Origin of the sequence: Streptomyces lydicus, assembly GCF_004125265.1 — a bacterium.
In the GTDB taxonomy this organism is placed as follows: Bacteria; Actinomycetota; Actinomycetes; order Streptomycetales; family Streptomycetaceae; genus Streptomyces; species Streptomyces lydicus_C.
The window spans coordinates 1,880,540-1,900,019 of record NZ_RDTE01000003.1 but is presented as its reverse complement, the minus strand read 5'-3'; the positions used below and the strand labels follow the sequence as shown (position 1 = coordinate 1,900,019).

The following is a 19,480-nucleotide window of genomic DNA, read 5'->3' as shown; positions in this document are numbered from 1 at the left end:
GGCGGGCTCAAGGGAGGCGGTCTTCTCGGTCAGGATGGCTCCGGGAGCTTGGGGAGTCAGCGACGCCGACCGGGACGGTTGGGGTGGTCGAGCTGCGCGAGGGCGCGATGGACGTGGGGATTCACTGCGGTCCCGCGGACCGGCGTGATCAAGGCACTTTTTCCGTGCAGCGTGCTGAGGGGGATGTCGGCGTAGGCCCGCTCCACCGCCATCGGCGCGGTCAGGTGGGAGAAGAACTGGCCGACGAGGCACTCAGGGGTGTCCTGCGTGAAAGTGGCCAGCGGCGCGCCCTCGAAGTAGACGTGCTCGACCTGCCAGGCGATCTCCTCGGCGGGCATGTGTTCCATGCGGCAGTACAGGTCGGGCGAGGTGAGGACACCGTCCTCAGCCGACCAGCCGTTCAGCTCGGCGAGCTTGTCCAGGGACATGTCCGTGATCGGGATGCGATCGGCGTGACGGGCATCGCCGAGCAGCTGGGGCAGTGCCTGGGTGACGGCGGCGACTGCCTCCAGGGGCGCCTGCCGGCTGAACGTTGCTTTCCAGTACGGCTCATGGTGGGCCACGGTGAGCCACTGGCCGCGCGGGTGCAGTGGGTCGAAGTTGATGTGCACGCTGGCGTCGGGGCTGTCGATCGCGACGTGCCCGGTGGTGGCATCGTGCTTCCACCCGAATAGGTGGATGAGGGGGCCGATCACGTCGGCGATCCGGTCGCCGGCGCCTGCCATGTACCGAGGCGAAACCATGACCCGGTCGTCGTGTGCGTACGTGCTCATCGGCGTCCCTCCCGCTTGGCCGCAACCGTGGGGGTGGCCACCGCGGCGTACTGGCTCGAACTGAGCTTGTGGGCAGCCTGTTTCGCGCTTGTGGACGAGCTGCGTTCGAGGTCGCTGACGATGCCCTTGGCCAGGTAGAGACAGTCGGATTTGCACGCGTCGAGTTGGTGGGCGGCGTCGGCGAGGTAGCCTGCGATTTCCGGCAAGGCACGGTCGTGGCGGGCCTGGCGGGTGGCGTCCTCGTCCTGGTGCGGCCCACCGAAGCTGATGCCGTCCAGGGGGTTGGCCGCCACCGCGCGGGCGAGGTCGTCACTGGCCAGGGACGCCCCGGCCACGAGGGTTCTGAAGGCGGTCAGCGTGTGTCGGCTGCCAGACACTTCCGCATACGGACTGCCGTTCAGGGCGGAGAGCCGCAGGAGCGCTTTTCCGACCAGCTCCTGGCTCTTGAGGAGCAGGGGACGAAGCTGGTCAAGCGCTTCGGTGCCCGGCGTGACGGCAAGGGCGAGCACCTCGTGGTGGAGGGCTTTGAATCCGTCGGCGAGGCCGCGCAGATGGTGGATCTCTTCGCTGAGATCGGTGGAGGTGGTCAACAGGAGACTCCGGGTGGGTGCGGGGGCAGCGGGAGCGGTGACTGCAGCTGACGGGTGGTGGGGCGTGGGAAGGATGTCGTCGACCGTGGGGTGATCGGTGGGCGAGGTGTTCCTCCTCGGGGCGGAGATACGGGGCTCACCGGGCACGCCTGTTCGCCGGTGTGCCCGCGGACAGCGGTCGGGCAGGGGCGGAGGTCCGGCCCGGGGCCGGCGGGATGGCGTCGATAGTGGGGATGCCGAGGGAGACACGCGTTCCGATGCCCTGGACGGATAGGTGGGTCTCGGCCCGCACTACGGCGCCGACCTTCTGCTCCTCGCTCATGTGGTCCGGCAGGACGTAATGCGAGGAGTCGGCCGTGAAGCCGTGTTGTTCGAGCACGGCCCGGGGCGCGTCTGTGAGGGCGGTGGCTGTGACGCTGTTGCCGGAGAACTGGATGTGCACATCGGGTTCGGGCAGCGGGCCGGACTCGAGCCAGCGGGTGGTCCAGCTCAGGTCAACGAAGTCCATGGTGTGCGCGAGCAGCCCGTACAGGGCGGTGCCGGTGCGGTTGTGGGCGTCCTCGTTCGTGGTGCCGGGCGGCAGCACATACAAGGTGCGGCCCCGATGTTCCCGGGCGGCGAAGCCGGCCTCGGTCAGGAGCCGGTCGGCTGCGGGGATACGGGCGTTGATGACGACGAACGTCGCTCCGTCGGCCGTCGAGCCGATGAACACGTCGGGATGATCGAGGAATGACAAGGCGTGGGGCTTCCGGGATGGCTATCGCGGGGTGGCTGGTGGCGTCCCGGCCGGACGCCGGGACGGTGGTCGTCCGGGCGTCCGGCCGGTTCAGAGACGAGGGGCGGCGGGGGTTGGCGGAGCAGGTGGTGGTGTCGCTGTTGCTGCCCGACGGGTGTGGTCGGGGCGGATGGATTCGAGCGGGACGCCGGTGCTGCGGAGCCGCCAGAACTGCCAGCCGCTGCGGATGGGGGTAACGCCGGGCCGCAGTGTTCTCAGAACAGCAGCTGAGGCCCCACTGGGCGTTTTGTAATGGCCCTGACAGGGGCCATCTCCGATGGTCAGAGCCCCCGTGACGGGATCAAACACGCCTTCGGTACGGGTGCAGGCGTAGATGGCGTACACGGGCACCGTGTCTGTCGCCGGCGTGCCAGGCGCGTGCTGGGCGAACTGTTCAAGGAGCCGTCGCAGCACTTCGTCATGGTTCACCCCCCCCAGGCTCGGGCCAGAAGGGCGACCTGCGAGTGCGTGTCGGCATCGACGGCAAGGGGTCTGGTCGAGGACATGGTTTCCTACTCGTGCGGCGGCATAGCTACGCCGCCAGGTCGAAGTCACCCTGCGCCGAGACGGTCTTGGCGACGGCCCGATCGGTGATGGCCTTCGAGGCGCGCTCGGAGTCGGCGGAGATCTCGTCCGCGCCCGGCTGCAGGTACCAGGGCTTCATGTCGAGACCGGCCACGCGCATGCCGGTGGCGAGACAGAGCGCGGTGCCCTTGGGCAGGGCGCGGATGGCGTCGGCCGCCAGGATCCGCTCCTGCCGCATCGACACGCTGGTGGACTTGCCGGACTCGGAGTGAGAGGTCGACGTGCTCTCCACGTCGTGGTCGCCGACCATCCGGCTGAGCTTGTCGGCGAAGTCGGGGTCGTCGATGCCGGGGCCGACGACCTTGACGGTGGCGGCCGACCACATGGCGTCCATGCCGGCATCGCCCCATACCTGCTGGCCCTGCCGGTAGGACTGCAGGATGGTGATCGGGATGATGCCGCGGCTGCCCAAGTGGCTGTACAGCTGCGGGAGGTCACTGATCTTGCACACGTTCGCAGCCTCGTCCAAGATCGCCAGCATCGGCGGGTCGAGCCGTCCACCGGTGCGTTCGGCTCGGGCGGTCGCGGCCCGCATGACCGAGTCCGCGCACGCCGCGATGAGCGCGGAGGCACCGCCGCCGCCGTCCTTCGACAGCAGGTAGAGCGTGTCCGTGCTGTTCACGAACTCGGCCGGCTTGAACTCGGCGATGCCTTCCTGCGGGGTGACCCACGCGGCGATCTCCGTGTTCAGCAGGGCGGCTGCGTACTGGCGAGCGGTCTCGTAGATCCCGTCGCGGGTCTCCGGCGGGCCCTCCACCGTGCCCTTGAGCTGAGCGGCGACTGCGGCGTGGCTGTGGTCGCGCAGGATGTCCAGCGGGGTGCGGTCGGCGGGGAAGGCCAGCCACTGCATGATGTCGGTGATCGGGCGTTCGTCGAGCGCGGCGGCCAGGAGCAGCTGCGCGAGGATGTTGGATCCGGCCTTGGACCAGAAGTCGCCCTGCTGGGAGGCGTCCACGCTTGCGGTGAGGAAGTGGGTGGCGAGCCGGTTGGCGCCGTCGAGGGTCTTGGCGTCGGCGAGGGGGTTCCACCACATGGTGCGTTCGGCGTGGGCGATCTGCTGGGGGTCCATCGACCAGACCCGGCCGACCGCGGCCCGCGCGGTGATGGTGGCGGTGTAGGCGTCGCGAGCCGCCTTGTTGGAGGTGAGCAGGACGGGGCCGGGGGCGCTGAGGATCGAGGGGATGGCCAGGCTGGTGGTCTTGCCGGAGCGGGGCGCCATGATCGCGACGGCGACGTCCTCCCAGCCCATCCGGACCTCGTGCCGGGTGCCCTGCAGATCACCGAGGAGAACTCCGGTATCCGCGGGGTCGATGTGCTTGGCGTCCTTCAAACTCGGGCGCAGGGAGCGGGCCTTGGCGGTCGTGGCCTTGGTCAGGAGGGGCTCGATGTCCTTCTTGCGCGCCAGCCCGGGGACCGGCTTCTTCTTGGAGCCGGAGGCACTCTTGCGCCGCGACCACCACCAGGCGCCGACGGCGGCGAGCGCGAGCACGACAGCGATGGGGGCGATGCGGGTACCGACCAGCAGCGCGGTGTGGTCGAGGTCGGGCCACAGCTGATCGGGATGGAGGAGGGCTCCGACCGGCTGGTATGGAGCCGAGGGGCCGGAGTCCGTAAGCCAGGAGGCGGTGTTTCCGCCGAGCCAGGCGAGGTTGGACAGGGGGACGGCGACGGCGAGGATCCCGAGGAGGATCTTGAAGGCTATGTCGTAGCCGTCGGTGGAGTTCGGTGCGGGGGAGGAAGTGGGCAAAGGGGAGAGGATTCCAGGGGTGGGGTGTGTCAGTGGGGGATCAGCGGATGCGCCGGGGCGGCGGCGCCTTCAGCGGCGCCAGTGGGGGAGCTGGTCGCCTGGGCCGTTCCGCGAGGGCCTTGACGCGGTGCTCCAGAGCGAAGACGACGTCGGTGGCTGGGAGTTGCACGGTGGTCACGTGGGCCTGGCGGCGCCCGTAGGCCGGGATGCGGAGCGGGTGGGGGGATCGGGGCAGTGGGGCTGCGTCGGCGAGTGCGCGGGTGAAGCCGGTGATCAGGTGTGCAGGGGCATTGCCACTGAGATACGCGTTCCAGATCAGGCCCTCGGGGTCCTCACTGACCGCCGTCTTGGCGAACCAGCAGTCGGTGGCATCGTCGATGAAGTGCTCGACGTGGGCGATTCCGTCGGGGGAGGTGAGGCCGTCGTGGTCGCGGCCTTCGCGCCATCCCGCCTGGCGTAGGGGCGCATACGGATCAGGTGCGGGCGATGTGGTGGCGGTGGCCGGGTCGGTCAGAGCGTCGGTGAGTCCGGCGATGATCTCGACAGGTGCCCGGGCGCCGATGCTTACCGACCAGGGTCGCTGGTCACCGACCGGGGCGTGGTGGAGGGACCACCACGGGCCGTCGGGATCAGGCTCCAAACGCAGCAGGGCTGTCTTGTCGGGGCTGGTGAGTACCACGCGCGGTATCAGGGAATCCTGTTCCACGCTCCAGCCGCAGGCGCGGTGCAGCGGGGCGGTGATCCACGTGGGATCGCCGGCGCCGGCCAGGTAGCGTGGGGTGACCAGATCGATATCGACACTGTCGGGCATGCTCACCTGCGCACCGTGATGGTGTGGCTGGCCGACGCCGGTAGCGTGGGGACTCGCACCGGCGGTGTGGTTGCCAGAGGCGAGGGTGCCTTCTCGGCGGCTCGGTGGATTTCGAGGAGGGCTTCGCCGGCCGACGCCCACTCGTTGAGTTCCGGCCAGGCTTCGGCGTTGCGCCTGGCTCGTGCGTTGTCGTAGAGCTCGGTTCCCGGTCGAGCGGAAGGGTGCAGGCTGTCGCGGGTGACGAGCCATTCGTCCTGGTGGACGTTGAGCCGGTCGAGTGCGGATTCGAGGACGCTGAGCTGCCAGACCCACCGAGACTGTATGGCTTGGGCCGGGAGACGCTGCAGTTGTGCCTCGGCGGTGGCGACAAGTGCCTTGGCGCTGTGCCGGATCCGGTTGAACGCCTTCCAGACGTCGGCGTCGCGGGCCCCGGCGCGCTGCGCGTAGGAGTCCTCGTCGTGGGGCCAGCCGTCGAGGTCGGTGTGCTGATCGGAGTAGTCGTCCCAGTCGGCCAGGATCTGGTCGCTTTCACGGATGAAGGCAGCCAGTTGCTCCAGTCGCTGCTGATGGTCGTGGGGGGAGGGGGACAAGGGCATCCTTCGGGGAATTACCCGCCGCCGCATGTGGTGGGGCCGTGGCGGCGGGGCGGTGGTCAGCGCCGCAGAGGTGTGGTCGTGCTCGTGGGTGGCTCGGGAGCCGGGGAGGCGGCCGGTTTCTGCCGGCGGCGAGCGGCGCGTGCGTGTGAGCGGAGGGCTTCGAGGCGGGTCGTGTGCGCGTCGAGGAACTGCTCGCGGGTGAGCGGGCGGCCCGGTTCTTGTACGGCGCTGTGATGCGCGGTGCGTTCGAACATGCCGCGCTGAAGCGGGGTGGAATCGGCGAGCGCGGTGACGAAGGCGGTCACGAGGTGGGCGGGGACGTGCCCGTGGAAGGAGGCGTGCCAGATGCGGGCTCCCAAGCGGCCGGGGAGTTGCTCGGCCACTTCGACGTGCCAGTACGGTGCGTCGCCGAGGCCGAGGCCGAGGTGCGAACGCACTTGTACGTGGCACAGGGCGTCGGGTGAGGTGGCCGCGTTCTGCGCGTCGACCTCCCAGCCTGAAGATTCCAACGCCCCAAGGGGGTTGGACTGTTCGGTGGGCGCTGGTGCGATGAGGGCGTCCGTGAAGGCGCTGAGGATCTCGGCGGGGACGAGTTCGCCGAACTCGGCATACCACGATGCGGCGTCGGTGGGCTCGGCCCGCAGCCGCCACCAGGCGTAGGTGGCGGAGTGCGGGTCGAACTGCAGGTGGTATCGCTTGTCCGGGCTCGTCAGGACGATTTCGGGGCTGAGCGGGTCCGAGGTACGGGTCCATCCGGACGCGGCGAGCCCGTGGGTGACGTGGCGGCCGTCGCCGGGGCCGGCGAGGTAGCCGGGGCTGGTGTCGAACGGGACCCGCGAGGCGTGTGTGTCGACGAACGCGGCGAGTTGCCGTTCACTCACCGGCACCGCTCGGCCCCCGCCGCGGTGGAAGGCGCGCTCCGGACGAGGGCACGCAGGTTGTCGAGGGTGTAGTGGAGAGTGTGCTGGTCGGTCTGCTCCCACGCGGCGGTCCGCAGGTCGTCGACCAGCGTGTGCACGGCCGTGCTCGGGATGTCCGGATGGGCGAGTGCGGCGTGGGCAAGGGCGCGCAGGGAGTCCCCGAACTGCACGGGCAGGCCGGTGTAATCGTCGAGGAGCGGTTCCATCAGGGCGAGGGCCTCGTCGAGGCCGGGGTTCTCGCGTAGGTACTCGGTGAGCTGGGAGAGGGTTTCGGTAACGGTGCGGATGGCATCCGCAGTCGGTGCGGGCATGGATCTCCTCGTGGATGCGGGTGGTTCAGCGGTGGGCGCGGACTCTCCCGGCCGTCGCGTAGGGGCCGGTGGCGTGGTGGCGGGAGCGGGTGGTGGCCCAGGAGCTGCGGGCCCAGGTGGCGGCGCGGGCCGCGGTGATCCGGGCCTGCTGCCACGCGCTGAGCTGCGAGGGCAGCACGGACACGGAGGTGGTGCGGATCCGCTGCGAAGGCGGGACATGGCCGAGAGGCCGCATCAGCGGCTGCGGGTCTGCGAGAGCGGTGCTGAATGCCTGCACGAGATGCATCGGAGCATTCGGCGTAAAGGTCGCCTCCCACACCCGGCCGTGCTCGTTGCGGGCGCCGGCCCACCAGTGCGCCTGTCCGGGGGCGGACTGGTGAAAGCGGACGAACGCGTTGCCGTCCGGGCTGCGGGCGGTGACATGCTGCCCCTGCGCCATCTCCCATTCCTGGGCTTCGAGCGGGGCCCACACATTGGGGGCGTGCGCGGAGCGGGGGCGGGTCAGCGCGTCGGTGACCCCGGCCACGATCTCGACGGGAACCTGCCGTCCGAGGGCGGCATGCCACGCCTCGTGGCGGCGGGTCTGCTTCCCGCTGATGGTCCAGCCGCCGGGCTGGACGAACGGGTCGTACCCGATGCGCACGGACTTGTCGGGGCTGTCGAACACGATGGGGCCGCCGGACTTGGACTTGTCCCGCCAGCCGGAGGCGCGCAGAAACTCGGTGACGTGACGCAGATCTCCGCCGCCGGCGAGGTAGCGCGGCTCGATGAGGTAGTGCTGCTGAGCCTGTTCGCCGTCGGTGCCCCAGCCGGACCACTGCTGGTTCTTCTTCACCGGCGGCGCCTGATGACCATGTCGGAGGCCACTGGCTTTGCCGCCACGGCGTGCTCGGTGCCCGGGGGCAGGGCGAGGCGCCGGATGTCGTCGGCGTGCTCGTCGAGGTCGAGGCAGATGTCGTTCAGTTCGTTGGCGGCCCGGCCCAGGGCGAGCCACACCTCGGGCGGGAAGGAGCCGGCCTGGGCGTGGTGCTGTGCGAACGAGGAGCCGGTGGCCATCAGGCCGGTGGTCCGGCCGAGGATGCCCTCCTCGGCGTCGAGGACCTTGTCCAGGATCTGGGCGGCCTGACGGGGCGGGGCCTGGCCGAGGTGCTCGGTCAGCTGACCGAGCCGGTGGGCGATGTCCTCGGCGAGGGCAACGGCGTAGGGGGTGGGGTCGGGCATGGTCCTCCGGAGCACAGGGCAGAGCGGTTCAGCGGCGGGGGCCGAGGCGGCGGGATTCATCCCGGGTGCCGTCGGGCCGGCCGGTGGCGAGCGGGGTGCCGCGGTCCCGGACGACGCAGGCGTACAGGTAGCGGCGGAAGAGGAACGCGGCCAGGCGCGGGGCGCGGCCGGCGTTGATCGAAGGAGGGGTGCGGGACGGGGGTGTTACGGAAACTCCTGACGGTGCGAGGGGTGATGGCCCCGTCCGGGAGGGCCGGGGCCGACGGCTATGAGGTGCGGCGCTTCCCGGAACGGGCAGCGGGGCCGGGCTCTGCTGGTACGACCGTGGCGGTGGCGGTGGCAGTGGCGGTGGCGGTGGCAGGTGCCGGGCGGGTGGTTCGTATCTCGTGGACGGCTTCGCGGTAGGCGTCGGGGTCGAAGAGGTCGTCGGTGATGTTGACGAGGTATCCGGCCCTCAGCAGGGAGGGGATGGTGCGGGTGGCGAGTCGTTTCTGCTCGTCGGGACCGAGGCGGTCGGGGACCTCGTGCCAGACGTAGACCGGGCCGGCTGTCGTGACGGTCTTGCGTTCCAGGCCGAGCTGGTCGAGCAGCGAAAGCAGTTGTTCACTGGCTCCGGTGGGGGTGTCGGCGTGGATGGTGTCGGACAGGGGCTTGCGGTAGATCTCGACGTCGGCGCCCGCTTCGTCGGCTCGGTTTCCCACGTCAAACTCCTCTCGTGGCAGATCGTTTCGCCAGTCGTACCGCGGCCGTGGGCTGAGCCGGGGCGGCTGTGGGAGCGCGCAGTGCCGAGGGGCGGGCACGCGTGGCGTCGTCGCGGATCTGCTGGATCTGCCAGGAATGACGGGCCAGAGCGCTGGTGGTGTCCATCAGCTCCTCGGCCAGGGCCGGGTCCTCGCCCGCGGCTTCGGCGCGCTGGGTCCATGTCGCCCATGTGCCGATCAGGGCCTGCACCAACCGCGGCAACAGTCCCTCGTGCGGGGCGGCGATCTCGGCCAGCACCGTAGCGACCTCGCGGTCATCGACGGCCACATGGGCACGTTCGGTGAGCTGGTCGAGGTAGCACTGCGCGGCCTGCCGGTCTCCCCCGGGGGCGGTGAGGGTGTTGAGTGACGGGTCGAGGTGGACGCTGACTCCGGCCAGCAGAAGCGCGTGGGCTGCCGCGGTGGCGCCGGCACGCTGTTGGTCGACGGGCAGCGAATGCGGCTGCCGGTGGTAGGGGCCGCGCGGGCCGGGAGCGGAGACGAAACCGCCGGTGGTCTGCAGTATCCCCGCCGCGCGGTCGGTGCCGCCGATCGCGACCACGAGCTGGGTGCCCGGATCGCGCGTGATGGTGACGTACTCCAGGACGGAGAACCGCGGCTCCTCGCCGTCGGCGCTCATCGACTTCGGCCGGCCGGTTGACCACGGCTGGGGACGGGCGAGGCAGCCGTGGTGGTCTCCAGCGCCGGCCGGGACGGCGGGTGGCGCATGATGACACCGATGTCGTGGTCCGCGAGCCGTTCTCCGGCCTCGCGGACACAGCGGGCCTGGTGGGCAGTGTCATCGCCGGGCAGTACGAAGGCCATTTCGCGGGGGTCCCAGGTGAAGCCGCTGGAGTGCAAGGCTGTGGCGGCCTCCTGGCTTTCGGACTTCGCGGCCAGGAGCCCGTCGCCGAACCACGTCATCACGACGCGTTCCGGTGCGGGTGCGGTTGCCTGCGGGGGCGGTGCGGGGTGGGCGGCGTTGTGCCGGACCTGGGCGAGCGCCTTGTCGTAGCGGGGCAGCAGGTCGACCGTGGTGTCGTCCGCCGCGCGGAAGGGGTCGTCGGGGACGGCGATGCCGTCCGGCTCCCGCACGCTGCGAAAAGCTTCGGGGGCGAATCCCGGCGGGGCCATGGCGGCGACGAGGTACTCGTCGCTGTGGCGTGGGCGGCCGATGACATACAGGCGGGTGCCGTCGTCGTGGGTCAGCACGGCGTCGTGCTCCAGGACGATGTCGGCGATGGCGCCGGAGACCATGTTCATGTCCCAGACGTCTTCGGCGAGGGGGAACTGGTCGCTGTACTGCGCGTGCCGGTGGTATTCACTTCGCCACTGGCCGGGGAGTTCGTCGGCCAGTGCGGTGGCGAACGACTCCAGATCGCGGGGGTCTCTCAGTTCGGGCAGGTCGTGCATGGTCTCCTCGTGCAAGGGGGCAGGGTCAGCGCCGGCGTCCGGCCGCCGTGAGGGAAGGGGGCGCGGCGGCGATGCGGGGCGCAGGCGGGCAGGCGCAGATGGCGGACGCTTCGTTTTCGTCGGGTGGAACTTCGCCGCTGCAGGCGGTGCGGTGGGGGTGGGCCTGGTGGCGGTCGGCGAGTTCGGTGCGTGTGTGTTGCAGGTCAGAGGCGATGACTCCCAGGCGCTCGCTGGCCAGGAAGCGCAGCCGGTTCGCGTAGTGCGGGTCGGCGCCCTGGCCGAGATGCTGGTAGAAGTCCGCTGTGGCGGTGAGGACTTCGTCCAGGGCGGCCAGGATGCCGTCGTGAGAGGCGGTCAGCTCGGCGAGGACCTCGGCGACGTCCTCGGTGGTGGTTGCCTCCCGGATGTGGGCGGCGAGGTGCGCGACCTGGGCGCCGAGGGAGAGGTAGTGCGGCTCGCGCAGGCTGGTGTCGAAGGCGTCGTCGCAGTCGACGTGGTACTGGACGGCGCGAAGGCGGGCGACGGCCCGGGTGGCGAGGCGGATCTCTTCGCCCTTGTCGAGGCCGGTGGGAAGCCGGTGGTAGCGGTCGTGGGGGCGGGCGATGGGAACGAACGCGGTGCGTTCCAGGATGCTGTGCGCCTCGGGGTCGCCCCCGCGGGCGAGGACCTCCCCGGAGTCGTCATGCCGGAGGGTCAACTGGCGGTCTGCCAGAGCCAAGAAGGGTCCTTTCTGTCTGGAGGGTCAGCGGGCAAGCCCGGATCCGGGCGATGCGGGCGCGGCGGTCGCCCGCATCGCATGAGGTGTGCGGCGTGCGCGACCAGGCGGGGTGACGGCCAGCAGACCGGCGGCCGTGGCGTCGAGATCCTGCTGGATGCCGTACAGCCGTCGAGCGATCAGCTCCAGCTGGTGTGCACCATCGGGGCCGTCGGGGCCGGGCAGGTGGTCGAGCCGGTGGGCCACCTGTTCGACGAGGCCGCGCACGGTGGACAGAGGCCCGGTGCGCTCGGCGGCGAGCTGCCGCAGCAGTGCGGCGAGTTGCGCGGTGGCATCGGCAGTGTCCGTCTGCTGGGTGGCGCGCTCAGCGAAGCGGGCCTGCTGGATGGCCTGCTGCGGATCCGGGCTGGTTCGGGGCGAGATGAGGCCCAGCTCGGCCTCGATGCGCCGGGCTTCCTCCATCAGCCGCCGCGGCAGCTGTGGGCCCTGACGCTGCTGGGTGCCGTCGCCGCGGATGAGGTTGGCGATCAGGTCCAGACGCCCGGGCTGGCCCTGAACGGCGACCCAGTGACAGCCGATCTTGTCGCCCGGCTTCTGGATGCCGGCTGCGCGGGCGAGACGGTGGGCGACCTCGGCCCACTCTGCACCACTGAGGTCACGGTCGTCGGGGTGGAGCCGGACACTGGCGTGGAAGATCGCCTGCTGGTTGCCCTGCGGGCTGGCGGCGTACTGCGCGTCCAGCAGTGGATCGTGGAGGTGCTGGGCCCACTGGGCGGATGTCCACGTCTCCTGTTCATCGTCCTGGGTGTAGGAGCCGAGTTCTGTCCAGTAGGCGACGACGGTGTGGCCGGTCAGCCCGTCCGTGTCACTGACGGAACGGTCGAGCGCTTCGGCGAGGGCTTCGGTGACGTCGCTGACTCGGGGGTATACGCGGGGGATCACGTCGGTGTTCTTTCCAGGTGACGGCCTGCGAGCGCGTGCAGGTCGTGGGAGGCGGCGATCAGGGAGCGTTCGCGGACGAGATCGGCGTGCACCGAAACGTCGCCGGGCGGCAGCACGTCCAGTGCGTCGTCGATGGTTGCCAGCGCGGCTTCGTACCGGCCGAGTTGCCGCAGGGCGCCGGCTTCACGGAAGAGCGCGATGGGGTCGGTGCGGGGGGCGAACGGCGGCCGGGCGGTGATCGCCAGCATGTGCTCCGCGCGGCCTGGGAGGCTGTGGCCGAGCCAGAGGCCGTGGAGCAGCACGTGCAACGTACTGGAGTGGTCGCCTGCGTCGGCGAGGACTTGCTGCATGAGGTCGAGGCCCTTGGCCCGGGACTGGCCCAGGAGGGAGAAGGCGTACAGGGCCCGGCTGTAGGGGTCGGGGCTCAGCGCGCTGGGCGGCACCTGGGTGACGAGGGACTCGATGGTGCGGCAGCGGAAGTCGTAACGTAGGCCGTTCAGATACAGATGCCGGCAGGTACGGCTGGTGGCCGCATCGGGTCCGTGGCCGGTGACCGCATCGGGTCGCAGGAGTTCCAGCACACTGCGGCCCGCGGCACGGGCTGCCCACGCGGCGCTGGCGCACACCTCAGCGGACTCCTGCCAGGTGGCGTCGAGTTCACGAAGGTCGGCGGCCAGCCGACCCGGCCACTGGTCCCCTGCGGCAGCCGTAGCGGCGCGGTCCTTGGCACGCAGCAGGGCCAGAGACCGGTCCGTGCGACGGGCGAAGGGAGTCACCGGTCCCCCCGGGCGTCGTTGACGTGCACGAGCTGGTTGAGGTGGGTGAGCGAGTACCAGCCGCAGTCGACCACGTCACCCGCGGTGGAGAGCTGCGGCAGCAGGTAGTCCTCCAGCGCCCGCAGGTAGATCAGGCAGTCGGCGCACCGGCGGGAGAGATGGACGAGGTAGCGGGGGTGGGCGGTGATGTACGAACGCTCGCCACCGTTCGGATCGAGCAGGCGCCAGCCGTCCTCGTCGGTCGGAGTGTGCCAGGAGGAGGTAACCACCTTGAAGGAGTCGCCCCACAGCTTCCGGCCGGCCACGCCCTTGAAGACGGCGACCTGGTCGCCGGGACGGAAATGCCGGTGGGTGATGTCCCGCTCAGGGGTCAGGACATCGCCCGGAACGTAGGGCGGTCGGGAGATGGGGGTGGGCACAGCGGTTCCTTCCACGAGGGCGGGGAGGCGGTGGGAGAAACAAGGATCCGGAGAATCCCCGGTTTCGGTAACCGGGGATCGTCGGGTATAAGCCCCGCGTCCTACCGGAACGGGTTCTCCGTTCCAGTGTCGTCGGACGTGGCTGCGTCCAGGAGTTCGGGCAGGTCACAGCCCCCGGCGTCGCGCTGATCGATCCACCAACCGACTCGGGTCACGGTGCGGATCTTGTCCTCCAGGACGGCCCAGTCGGCCTCGTCCCAGGTCCCCTCGCTCACCAGCGCGCTGTACGCAGTGGTGACGAGCTGGTGGCGGGAACGCTCACCCCAGTCCAGGGCTCGCTCCGGCCCTTCGAGCGGCGGCATGTCGAACTGCTCGGCCCACTCGGAAGCGGCCTGCTGCTCCTCGGCGCGCTTGGCAGCCAGCCACGCCTCCTTGGACTGCGTGTCGGAGTCGCGATCGGCCTTCCAGCAGTCGGTGCATGCGCGCCCTTGGAGCCAGCGGGCAAATCCTGCCCGCCGGTCGGCGGGACGGTGAGAAAGGTCGTGCTTAACTTCGTCTCCACAGCTGTGGACAACGGTCCAGGTCTTCCGGACCCCCGGGGAATTCCGTTTGATGGGCGTTACGTTCGAGGTCGGGCTGGTCTGGGGCTTCAAATCGAGTGCCTTTCGTTGGCGGTTGGGGGGCCTGCGTCGTTGCGGAGGGTCGTGCATCAGAAGCACGGTTCATGCGGCGGACGGAGGTGGTCTGGAGTGCGTGGCGGTGGTCTCGGGGACGCTTCCGCCTTCTGCGTCGTCTCAGCGTGTCCTGCGGATGGCGTCTGTGGCCGCCGTGGCGATGGCGACGGGAGCGCTGGAGGGCTGGGGCAGGTGCAGCAAGGTGGTCCCCGGCACGTGGCGGGACTCCGCGGTGAGGGTGAGCTGGAGTACGGCGCAGCCGGCGGTCGTGAGCTGCTTGACGCGGGTGACGGCTTGAGCGGTTTCGTCGGGGGTGTAGATGGCGTCGGTGACGATCACGAGGAGGCGGCCGGCGCCGGGGCGGCTGAGTTCGAGGCCGTGGTCGAGGGCGTCCAGGGCGTTGGCGAGGTTGTGACTGCTGCCGTTGGCGCCGAACGTTGTCACGCGCTCCGGTGCCCGGTGGGTGGGTCGGGTCAAGGCGGTCAGGTGCGTGTCGTAGGCGATGGTGGCGGTGAGGGAGTCGGGGTCGGTCAGGGCTGCTGCGCGTGCCACGATCCAGGCGGCGGACGCGACGGGCGCGCAGGCGGCACGCATGGAGCCGGAGACGTCGACGGCGATCCCCACCCGCAACGGCGGGGTGGGGGAGTTCCGGCGGCGGGTGTGGGTGAACGGTTCCGCGGTGGGGACCGACCCGGCCGCGCGCTGGGCGTCGCGGGCGAGGGCCGCGCGCATGTTGAGGCGGCCGGGCGGGGTGGGGCTGGTGGTCCGCTCCTCGGTCCGCTCGCGGTATGCGGCGGCGCGCAGGGCGCGGCTCAGGCGCGCGGCGGCACTCTGCTCGGCGGCCGTGGGCCTGCGGGTGCCGGTGACCGGGTTGCCGTAGGACGCCGGTGTGCCGTCGGGGTCGACGGTGGTGCCACGGGCGTTGAAGACCGACTTGGCGGTGGCGGCGGCTTTGCGTCGCTGGCCGGCCCGCTGGGCGCGGTCCTGTGCCTGCGCCTTGGACTGCGCGGCCATGGCGTTGGTCGCTGCGGCCTGTGCCGCGAGGTCGGCGGCGTCGGTGGCAGCCGCGCTGTCCATGACGACCCCCACGGCGCCGGACAGCAGATCAGTGAGGTTCTCCGGCACGGGCAGGGCGGGGGCCGCGGTGTCCAGAGCGTCGCACCATTCGTGGGCGTGCGCGAGCATGGTCGTGGCGTCGTGGTCGGCGCACTGGTGGGCTGCGGTCCAGATGCGGGTGAGGGTGGCCAACAGGTCTGCGCCCAGCACCTTTTCGCACAGATCGGCGACGGCCCGGGTCTCGCCGGCGTCCAGGATGCCGACGTCACGGCGGCCGAGGATCAGGGCCGCCACGGCGGCGGCGTGCTCGATGCCCTGGAGGGTGGGGTGGGCGATGTCGGGCATGACCAGGGTTCGGGCACTGGTGCGCAGGTACGTGCGGTCCGTGGGCCGCGTGATCAGGTGTGCGCCTTCGACACGGCTCTCCTCCAGCAGGAGCGCGGCCTCGACGACACGGGGGTTCGCTCCGGCAGGCTCCGTCCAGACGGAGTGGGCCGCGTGCGCGGCCTCGTGGACGAACACTCCCCAGGCGGCGGGATACCGGTCCTCGTCGCCCACGATCCGCGGATTGATCTCGTGGGGCTGGAGGGGGGCGAACAGGCCGGCGTCGAACTCGACCTCGCCCAGAGTGGGGAAGAACGCGGCCGGTGCGCCGCTGCGCGTGCCGGGGCGGCAGGTGACGAGGAGGTCTTGGCGGCCGGAGAGGGCGACGAGCCGGTCGCCGAGTTCGGCTCCCACGCGCAGCCACGCGGCAGGGGAGGAACGGGGTTGCGCGGGCGGGGCGCCGTCGTCGTCCCATCGCGCGAGGTCGGCGTCGTCGTCCGGCGTGGTGGCATGAGACTGGACGTGGTGGTGGGCGCTCATCGCGAGCGGCCCCGGTGTGCGGAGCCGGTGCTGCCCGGGAGCTGCTTGCCGAGGGTGAGGGGCGCGATCTTCTTGACGCCGGCAGTCTTGATGACGGCGGCGGCGACGGCGTCGCGATCCTCCACAGGAGCGATGCCGACGAGGTTCGCGAGCGCGGCCTTGGTGCCGAGGACGGCCTCGGTCTTCTGGTAGCTGAGCAGCTCTCGCAGTTGGGGGGCCCAGCCCAGCTCGCCGAGTTCGACCTGCTGGGCGAGGTGTCGGGCGACCCGGACCACCCGGGCATCGATCCTCAGCGCCAGGGCGAGGTCATAGTCCGTGCCGATCTGGATCTGCACGCTGAACCGGCTCGCGAGCGCCTCCGTCAACACCGCCCCGTGGACGCCGGGATTGTGGCCCGCCACCACGTAGAAGCCCGGCTCGGCCTTGATGGTCTCGCCCGTGTGGGCCTTGACCTGGATCTGCCGGCGCCCGTCCATCGCGGGATACAACGCCGCCAACACCTTCGGTGAGATCAAGGTGGCGTCGTCGATCAGCAGGGCGCGGCCCTCGGTCATCGCGGTGACCAGCGGACCGTACTGGAAGACGTAACCTCCGCTGTCGGCCTGTGTGTACTCGCCGATCAAGTCGCCGACCGTGGTGTCGCCGTCACCGGCGACGGTGAGCAGGTCCGGGAACGCCGCCTCGACCAGACTCGTCTTGCCGGTGCCCGGAGGGCCGTAGAGCAGCACCGGCACGTCGGCGTCGCGCAAGCGATTCAGCGCCTCGACGTCGGGCAGATCGGCCAGCTCCCGGGGGTGGTAGAGCTGGCCCCCCGCGCGGCGGATCGGGCCGGTCTGCCTGGGCGTGGCTGCTGCGGGAATGGTCGTGTGGGCCGTGGCCGCCTGGGCGCGGGGAGAGTGGGTGCCCGGTGGGCTGATCACAGCGGTCTGCGCGGCTGCGGCGGTTTTCGCGTTCGCGCGGAACTCCGGTTGTCCGGTCCCGCTTTGGTCGGCCTCGCCGCGTCGAACCAGGGTGAGGGCGGCGTTACGGACGGCGCCGTGGGAGTGGCCCAGCTGCCTGGCCATGTCCCCGATGGTGAGCGTGTCCGCCGGCCGGTCGGCCAGCAGTCGGGCCACCTTGGCCCGTAGTTCGCCGCCCTTGGTCCGCGCTGGACTGGTAGGCGTTCCGGGTGTGGTCAATGAGAGCCCTTCAACAGGTGTGGGTGCGGGCGGGGTTGGCGATGCGCTGGAGAGGCTGGCCGCTCTCGGAGCGGATCACGGACTGTGCCGATATCGGCGACCGGGCCAACCGGGGCGTACCGTCGGCGCTCACCGGCCGACCGAGGGTTCGGTCCAGGTGCAGGGGATGGCCGGCGACGAGCAGCTCGCTGGCTGGCGAGCAGGCCCGTGCGTCCGCTCCGTACCGGGTTCCGTCGCTCGGCAGGCGCAGCCTGGCGTCTCGTCGAAGCCGGCCTGGAGCAGGATCCGCCGGGCGGCGGTGTTGTAGCCGGTGGTGGTGATCTCGCCGGTGATGGTGTGCCGGATCGTCATGAACGGCTCTGCTGGTTCGGGCAAGGCAGATCTCCTATCGGTGGTGGCAGGAAAGCGGTGGGTGTGTTGGGCGAAGGCGAGGCGGGCCCGGAGCTTCCAGCACATCAACGGTGCGTGGCTGGACCACGAACGATGGGCAATGACTGCCGACATGCTCCAGGGCGGGCCTCACCGCCCCGCAGCTACCTGACCCGCCTTTCCGCACGTTCTGATAGCCGGGTGTACCAACAACAGCCATGTACGGGATCTGCTTGTGTCGGGGTACGGCACGGGTGCCGGTGGATTCAGATGGTGGGGCGTGTGTGGCGCTCGGTGAGCTGCTCGGCGGCGAGGTCGAGCAGGTCCACCTGGCGCCGCCACGTGCGGCGTGCGGCGGTGGCCAGGACGGCGTCGATGCGCGGGTCGAGGGTGCTGACGGCATCCAGTCCGGCGGCGCGGGCGACGGCCAGGCGCAGCTCGGCTTCGAGCCAGGGCCAGTGCTCGGGGGCGGGCACCGGGGTGCTGGCATCGCCGACGGCCAGACGGCTCAGGTAGTCGCCGCCGGCAGAGAGGACCTCGGGCAGGGGGATCTCGTCGGCGGCCATCCAGCGTCCGTGTTCCAGCAGCGTGAGGAGGGCGCAGCGCAGCAGGGTCATCTCGTCGCGCCCTGGCGCGGTGCAGATCGGGCAGGCGTCGTTGTGGCAGTTCCAGGCGGGTGCGGTCGAGCGGGGCATGACACGAGGGCCTTTCAGCAGTGGTTGGGTGTTAGGCGATGCGGGGGCGGCGGTGACGGCCGCGACCGGCCGTGCTGCCAGTGATGGACAGGCGCTGTCGGGCGCCGACCAGGACGGCCAGGGTGAAGGCGGCACCGACTGCCGGGAGGACGGCGCCGATCGCGGTCTGTCCGGCACAGAGCCCGGCCAGAGAGGTTCCGACGGCCTGGCCGGTGCCGACCGCGGCGATCAGCCAGGCGTATGCCTCGGTGGTGGTGCCGACGGGAGCGAGCGCATCCACCATCAGGAAGGCGCTGGTGATCAGTGCGGTGAGGAAGACGCCTGGCGACGCGGTGAGCGCGGTCGCTGCCAGGGGCGGCGGGTTCGCGGCGAGTGGCACCCAGGCGAGGGTGAACAACGTCGCTGCGGTGAGGAGTTGGCCCCGCAGGTGGCCGAGCCAGTGGCGCCGACCGTACAGGATGCCGCCGATGAGGCTGCCGGTGGACAGCGCGGCGGGGATCAGCCCGGACAGCAGGGGGCTGTCGTGGCGGTCGGCCACGGCTACGGCCCACACGTTCATCGCGCCCAAGGCGAAGCCGACACCGCCGACGGCGAGAAGCAGCATCCGCAGCCCGCCGTGGTGCAGCGGTCCGAAGAACCCGCCAGCACGCGAGGCGGCGGGCCGCCACGTTCTGGACGGGGCGGAGCTGAGCACCATGGCCGCCCCTACCAGTCCAAGCGCCGCGGTGACCGCCATAGCGGCGCCAGCACCGTGCAGAGCGGACACCGTGGCGACCAGCGGCGGTCCGGCGACGTAGATCAGACCTTGGGCGCCGGTGTCGAGCGCGAGGGCGGCGCGCCGGCGCTCCGGGTCGGGCAGCACGGTGCTCCACAGTGCGCGCAGGTTCGCCTCCAGCGGGGGTGTGCTCAGCCCCGCGCCGACGACCAGGGTGGCGGCGAGCGTCGGCTGGGTGCCGGCGTCGACGTACGGCAGCAGCAGGAGGCAGACCGTGGTGATCAGGACGGCGGCGGACGTGACGCCGGTCTGTCCGCGCCGGTCGACCATCCGCCCCAGGACGGGCTGGCCGATGGCGCTGGCCAGCCCGTACAGCGCGCACAACAGCCCGCCCGTCGCGAGGGATCCGCCCTGCTCGGTGACCAGGAGGAGGATCGCGACGGGGGCCATGCCGTTGGGCAGCCGCCCGGTCAGGGTGCCCAGCAGAAGTCGGGCGACGTGCCGCTCGGTGAGCAGCGGCCGGGAGCCGCGGCGGGCCGGTGGCCGGCCGGTGTGGGGAGTCAACACGGGGGTGCTTTCCGGTGGAGGCTTTAGT

The 19,480-nt window shown here is 70.9% G+C and carries 23 protein-coding genes; all 23 read right to left on the bottom strand.

Annotated features, from left to right (window positions below; genetic code table 11):
• Window positions 1-56: 56 nt before the first annotated feature.
• The 23 genes from D9V36_RS11045 to D9V36_RS10935 all read right to left on the bottom strand — a co-directional run bounded on the left by D9V36_RS11045 (window position 57) and on the right by D9V36_RS10935 (window position 19,452).
• Window positions 57-773, bottom strand: coding sequence for a DUF317 domain-containing protein (locus tag D9V36_RS11045; RefSeq protein WP_241720814.1), 717 nt, complete (start codon window positions 771-773; stop codon window positions 57-59).
• Window positions 770-1,363 carry a hypothetical protein gene (locus tag D9V36_RS11040; protein ID WP_129293619.1) on the bottom strand — a complete coding sequence of 198 codons (594 nt, stop codon included), beginning with the start codon at window positions 1,361-1,363 and terminating at the stop codon, window positions 770-772. Before D9V36_RS11040 ends, D9V36_RS11045 begins: the two co-directional genes overlap by 4 nt.
• 136 nt (window positions 1,364-1,499) lie before the next feature.
• Complete coding sequence (locus D9V36_RS11035) at window positions 1,500-2,075, bottom strand: hypothetical protein (protein ID WP_241720813.1); 576 nt, start codon at window positions 2,073-2,075, stop codon at window positions 1,500-1,502.
• A gap of 595 nt (window positions 2,076-2,670) precedes the next feature.
• A complete protein-coding gene (locus D9V36_RS11030) occupies window positions 2,671-4,470 on the bottom strand; it encodes a TraM recognition domain-containing protein (protein WP_129293617.1) in 1,800 nt (599 codons plus the stop codon).
• Window positions 4,471-4,510: 40 nt separating this feature from the next.
• Complete coding sequence (locus D9V36_RS11025; RefSeq protein ID WP_129298336.1) at window positions 4,511-5,281, bottom strand: DUF317 domain-containing protein; 771 nt, start codon at window positions 5,279-5,281, stop codon at window positions 4,511-4,513.
• A 2-nt stretch (window positions 5,282-5,283) separates the two neighbouring features.
• Window positions 5,284-5,871 carry a hypothetical protein gene (locus D9V36_RS11020; protein WP_431357658.1) on the bottom strand — a complete coding sequence of 196 codons (588 nt, stop codon included), beginning with the start codon at window positions 5,869-5,871 and terminating at the stop codon, window positions 5,284-5,286.
• A gap of 62 nt (window positions 5,872-5,933) precedes the next feature.
• Window positions 5,934-6,758, bottom strand: coding sequence for a DUF317 domain-containing protein (locus D9V36_RS11015; RefSeq protein ID WP_347239704.1), 825 nt, complete (start codon window positions 6,756-6,758; stop codon window positions 5,934-5,936).
• On the bottom strand, window positions 6,755-7,108 hold the full coding sequence (locus tag D9V36_RS11010; RefSeq protein WP_129293615.1) for a hypothetical protein: 354 nt from the start codon (window positions 7,106-7,108) through the stop codon (window positions 6,755-6,757). The genes D9V36_RS11015 and D9V36_RS11010 overlap by 4 nt, the downstream gene beginning before the upstream one ends.
• 25 nt (window positions 7,109-7,133) lie before the next feature.
• Entirely contained in the window at window positions 7,134-7,943 is an 810-nt protein-coding gene (locus D9V36_RS11005) for a DUF317 domain-containing protein (RefSeq protein ID WP_129293614.1), read from the bottom strand.
• A complete protein-coding gene (locus tag D9V36_RS11000) occupies window positions 7,940-8,329 on the bottom strand; it encodes a hypothetical protein (RefSeq protein WP_129293613.1) in 390 nt (129 codons plus the stop codon). The genes D9V36_RS11005 and D9V36_RS11000 overlap by 4 nt, the downstream gene beginning before the upstream one ends.
• A 266-nt stretch (window positions 8,330-8,595) precedes the next feature.
• The gene (locus D9V36_RS10995; RefSeq protein WP_206739640.1) at window positions 8,596-9,030 is read right to left on the bottom strand and encodes a hypothetical protein; all 435 of its coding nucleotides are present in this window, start codon (window positions 9,028-9,030) and stop codon (window positions 8,596-8,598) included.
• 1 nt (window position 9,031) lies between these two features.
• Window positions 9,032-9,709 carry a hypothetical protein gene (locus tag D9V36_RS10990; protein WP_129293612.1) on the bottom strand — a complete coding sequence of 226 codons (678 nt, stop codon included), beginning with the start codon at window positions 9,707-9,709 and terminating at the stop codon, window positions 9,032-9,034.
• On the bottom strand, window positions 9,706-10,497 hold the full coding sequence (locus D9V36_RS10985) for a hypothetical protein (protein ID WP_129293611.1): 792 nt from the start codon (window positions 10,495-10,497) through the stop codon (window positions 9,706-9,708). The genes D9V36_RS10990 and D9V36_RS10985 overlap by 4 nt, the downstream gene beginning before the upstream one ends.
• A 10-nt stretch (window positions 10,498-10,507) precedes the next feature.
• Window positions 10,508-11,200 carry a hypothetical protein gene (locus D9V36_RS10980; protein ID WP_129293610.1) on the bottom strand — a complete coding sequence of 231 codons (693 nt, stop codon included), beginning with the start codon at window positions 11,198-11,200 and terminating at the stop codon, window positions 10,508-10,510.
• A 24-nt stretch (window positions 11,201-11,224) separates the two neighbouring features.
• A complete protein-coding gene (locus D9V36_RS10975; protein WP_129293609.1) occupies window positions 11,225-12,139 on the bottom strand; it encodes a hypothetical protein in 915 nt (304 codons plus the stop codon).
• Window positions 12,136-12,915 (bottom strand): hypothetical protein, encoded by a 780-nt coding sequence (locus D9V36_RS10970; RefSeq protein WP_129293608.1) that lies wholly within the window; start codon window positions 12,913-12,915, stop codon window positions 12,136-12,138. Before D9V36_RS10970 ends, D9V36_RS10975 begins: the two co-directional genes overlap by 4 nt.
• Complete coding sequence (locus D9V36_RS10965) at window positions 12,912-13,334, bottom strand: hypothetical protein (protein ID WP_241720811.1); 423 nt, start codon at window positions 13,332-13,334, stop codon at window positions 12,912-12,914. The genes D9V36_RS10970 and D9V36_RS10965 overlap by 4 nt, the downstream gene beginning before the upstream one ends.
• A gap of 101 nt (window positions 13,335-13,435) precedes the next feature.
• On the bottom strand, window positions 13,436-13,987 hold the full coding sequence (locus tag D9V36_RS10960; RefSeq protein WP_129293607.1) for a hypothetical protein: 552 nt from the start codon (window positions 13,985-13,987) through the stop codon (window positions 13,436-13,438).
• A 141-nt stretch (window positions 13,988-14,128) separates the two neighbouring features.
• Entirely contained in the window at window positions 14,129-15,928 is a 1,800-nt protein-coding gene (locus D9V36_RS10955; RefSeq protein WP_129293606.1) for a hypothetical protein, read from the bottom strand.
• Window positions 15,925-17,043, bottom strand: a complete 1,119-nt coding sequence (locus tag D9V36_RS10950; protein ID WP_164993159.1) for an AAA family ATPase — start codon at window positions 17,041-17,043, stop codon at window positions 15,925-15,927. Before D9V36_RS10950 ends, D9V36_RS10955 begins: the two co-directional genes overlap by 4 nt.
• A 192-nt stretch (window positions 17,044-17,235) precedes the next feature.
• A complete protein-coding gene (locus D9V36_RS10945; protein WP_129298333.1) occupies window positions 17,236-17,457 on the bottom strand; it encodes a hypothetical protein in 222 nt (73 codons plus the stop codon).
• A 284-nt stretch (window positions 17,458-17,741) separates the two neighbouring features.
• Window positions 17,742-18,170, bottom strand: a complete 429-nt coding sequence (locus tag D9V36_RS10940) for a hypothetical protein (RefSeq protein ID WP_129293604.1) — start codon at window positions 18,168-18,170, stop codon at window positions 17,742-17,744.
• A gap of 31 nt (window positions 18,171-18,201) precedes the next feature.
• Window positions 18,202-19,452, bottom strand: coding sequence for an MFS transporter (locus D9V36_RS10935; protein WP_129293603.1), 1,251 nt, complete (start codon window positions 19,450-19,452; stop codon window positions 18,202-18,204).
• Between the last annotated feature and the right edge of the window lie 28 nt (window positions 19,453-19,480).

Bases quoted from the DNA above. Each gene is read 5' to 3' on its own strand.
- D9V36_RS11045 (WP_241720814.1), bottom strand. From the start codon at position 773: ATGAGCACGTACGCACACGACGACCGGGTCATGGTTTCGCCTCGGTAC.
- D9V36_RS11025 (WP_129298336.1), bottom strand. From the start codon at position 5,281: ATGCCCGACAGTGTCGATATCGATCTGGTCACCCCACGCTACCTGGCC.
- D9V36_RS11010 (WP_129293615.1), bottom strand. From the start codon at position 7,108: ATGCCCGCACCGACTGCGGATGCCATCCGCACCGTTACCGAAACCCTC.
- D9V36_RS11000 (WP_129293613.1), bottom strand. From the start codon at position 8,329: ATGCCCGACCCCACCCCCTACGCCGTTGCCCTCGCCGAGGACATCGCC.
- D9V36_RS10990 (WP_129293612.1), bottom strand. From the start codon at position 9,709: ATGAGCGCCGACGGCGAGGAGCCGCGGTTCTCCGTCCTGGAGTACGTC.
- D9V36_RS10955 (WP_129293606.1), bottom strand. From the start codon at position 15,928: ATGAGCGCCCACCACCACGTCCAGTCTCATGCCACCACGCCGGACGAC.
- D9V36_RS10945 (WP_129298333.1), bottom strand. From the start codon at position 17,457: ATGACGATCCGGCACACCATCACCGGCGAGATCACCACCACCGGCTAC.
- D9V36_RS10940 (WP_129293604.1), bottom strand. From the start codon at position 18,170: ATGCCCCGCTCGACCGCACCCGCCTGGAACTGCCACAACGACGCCTGC.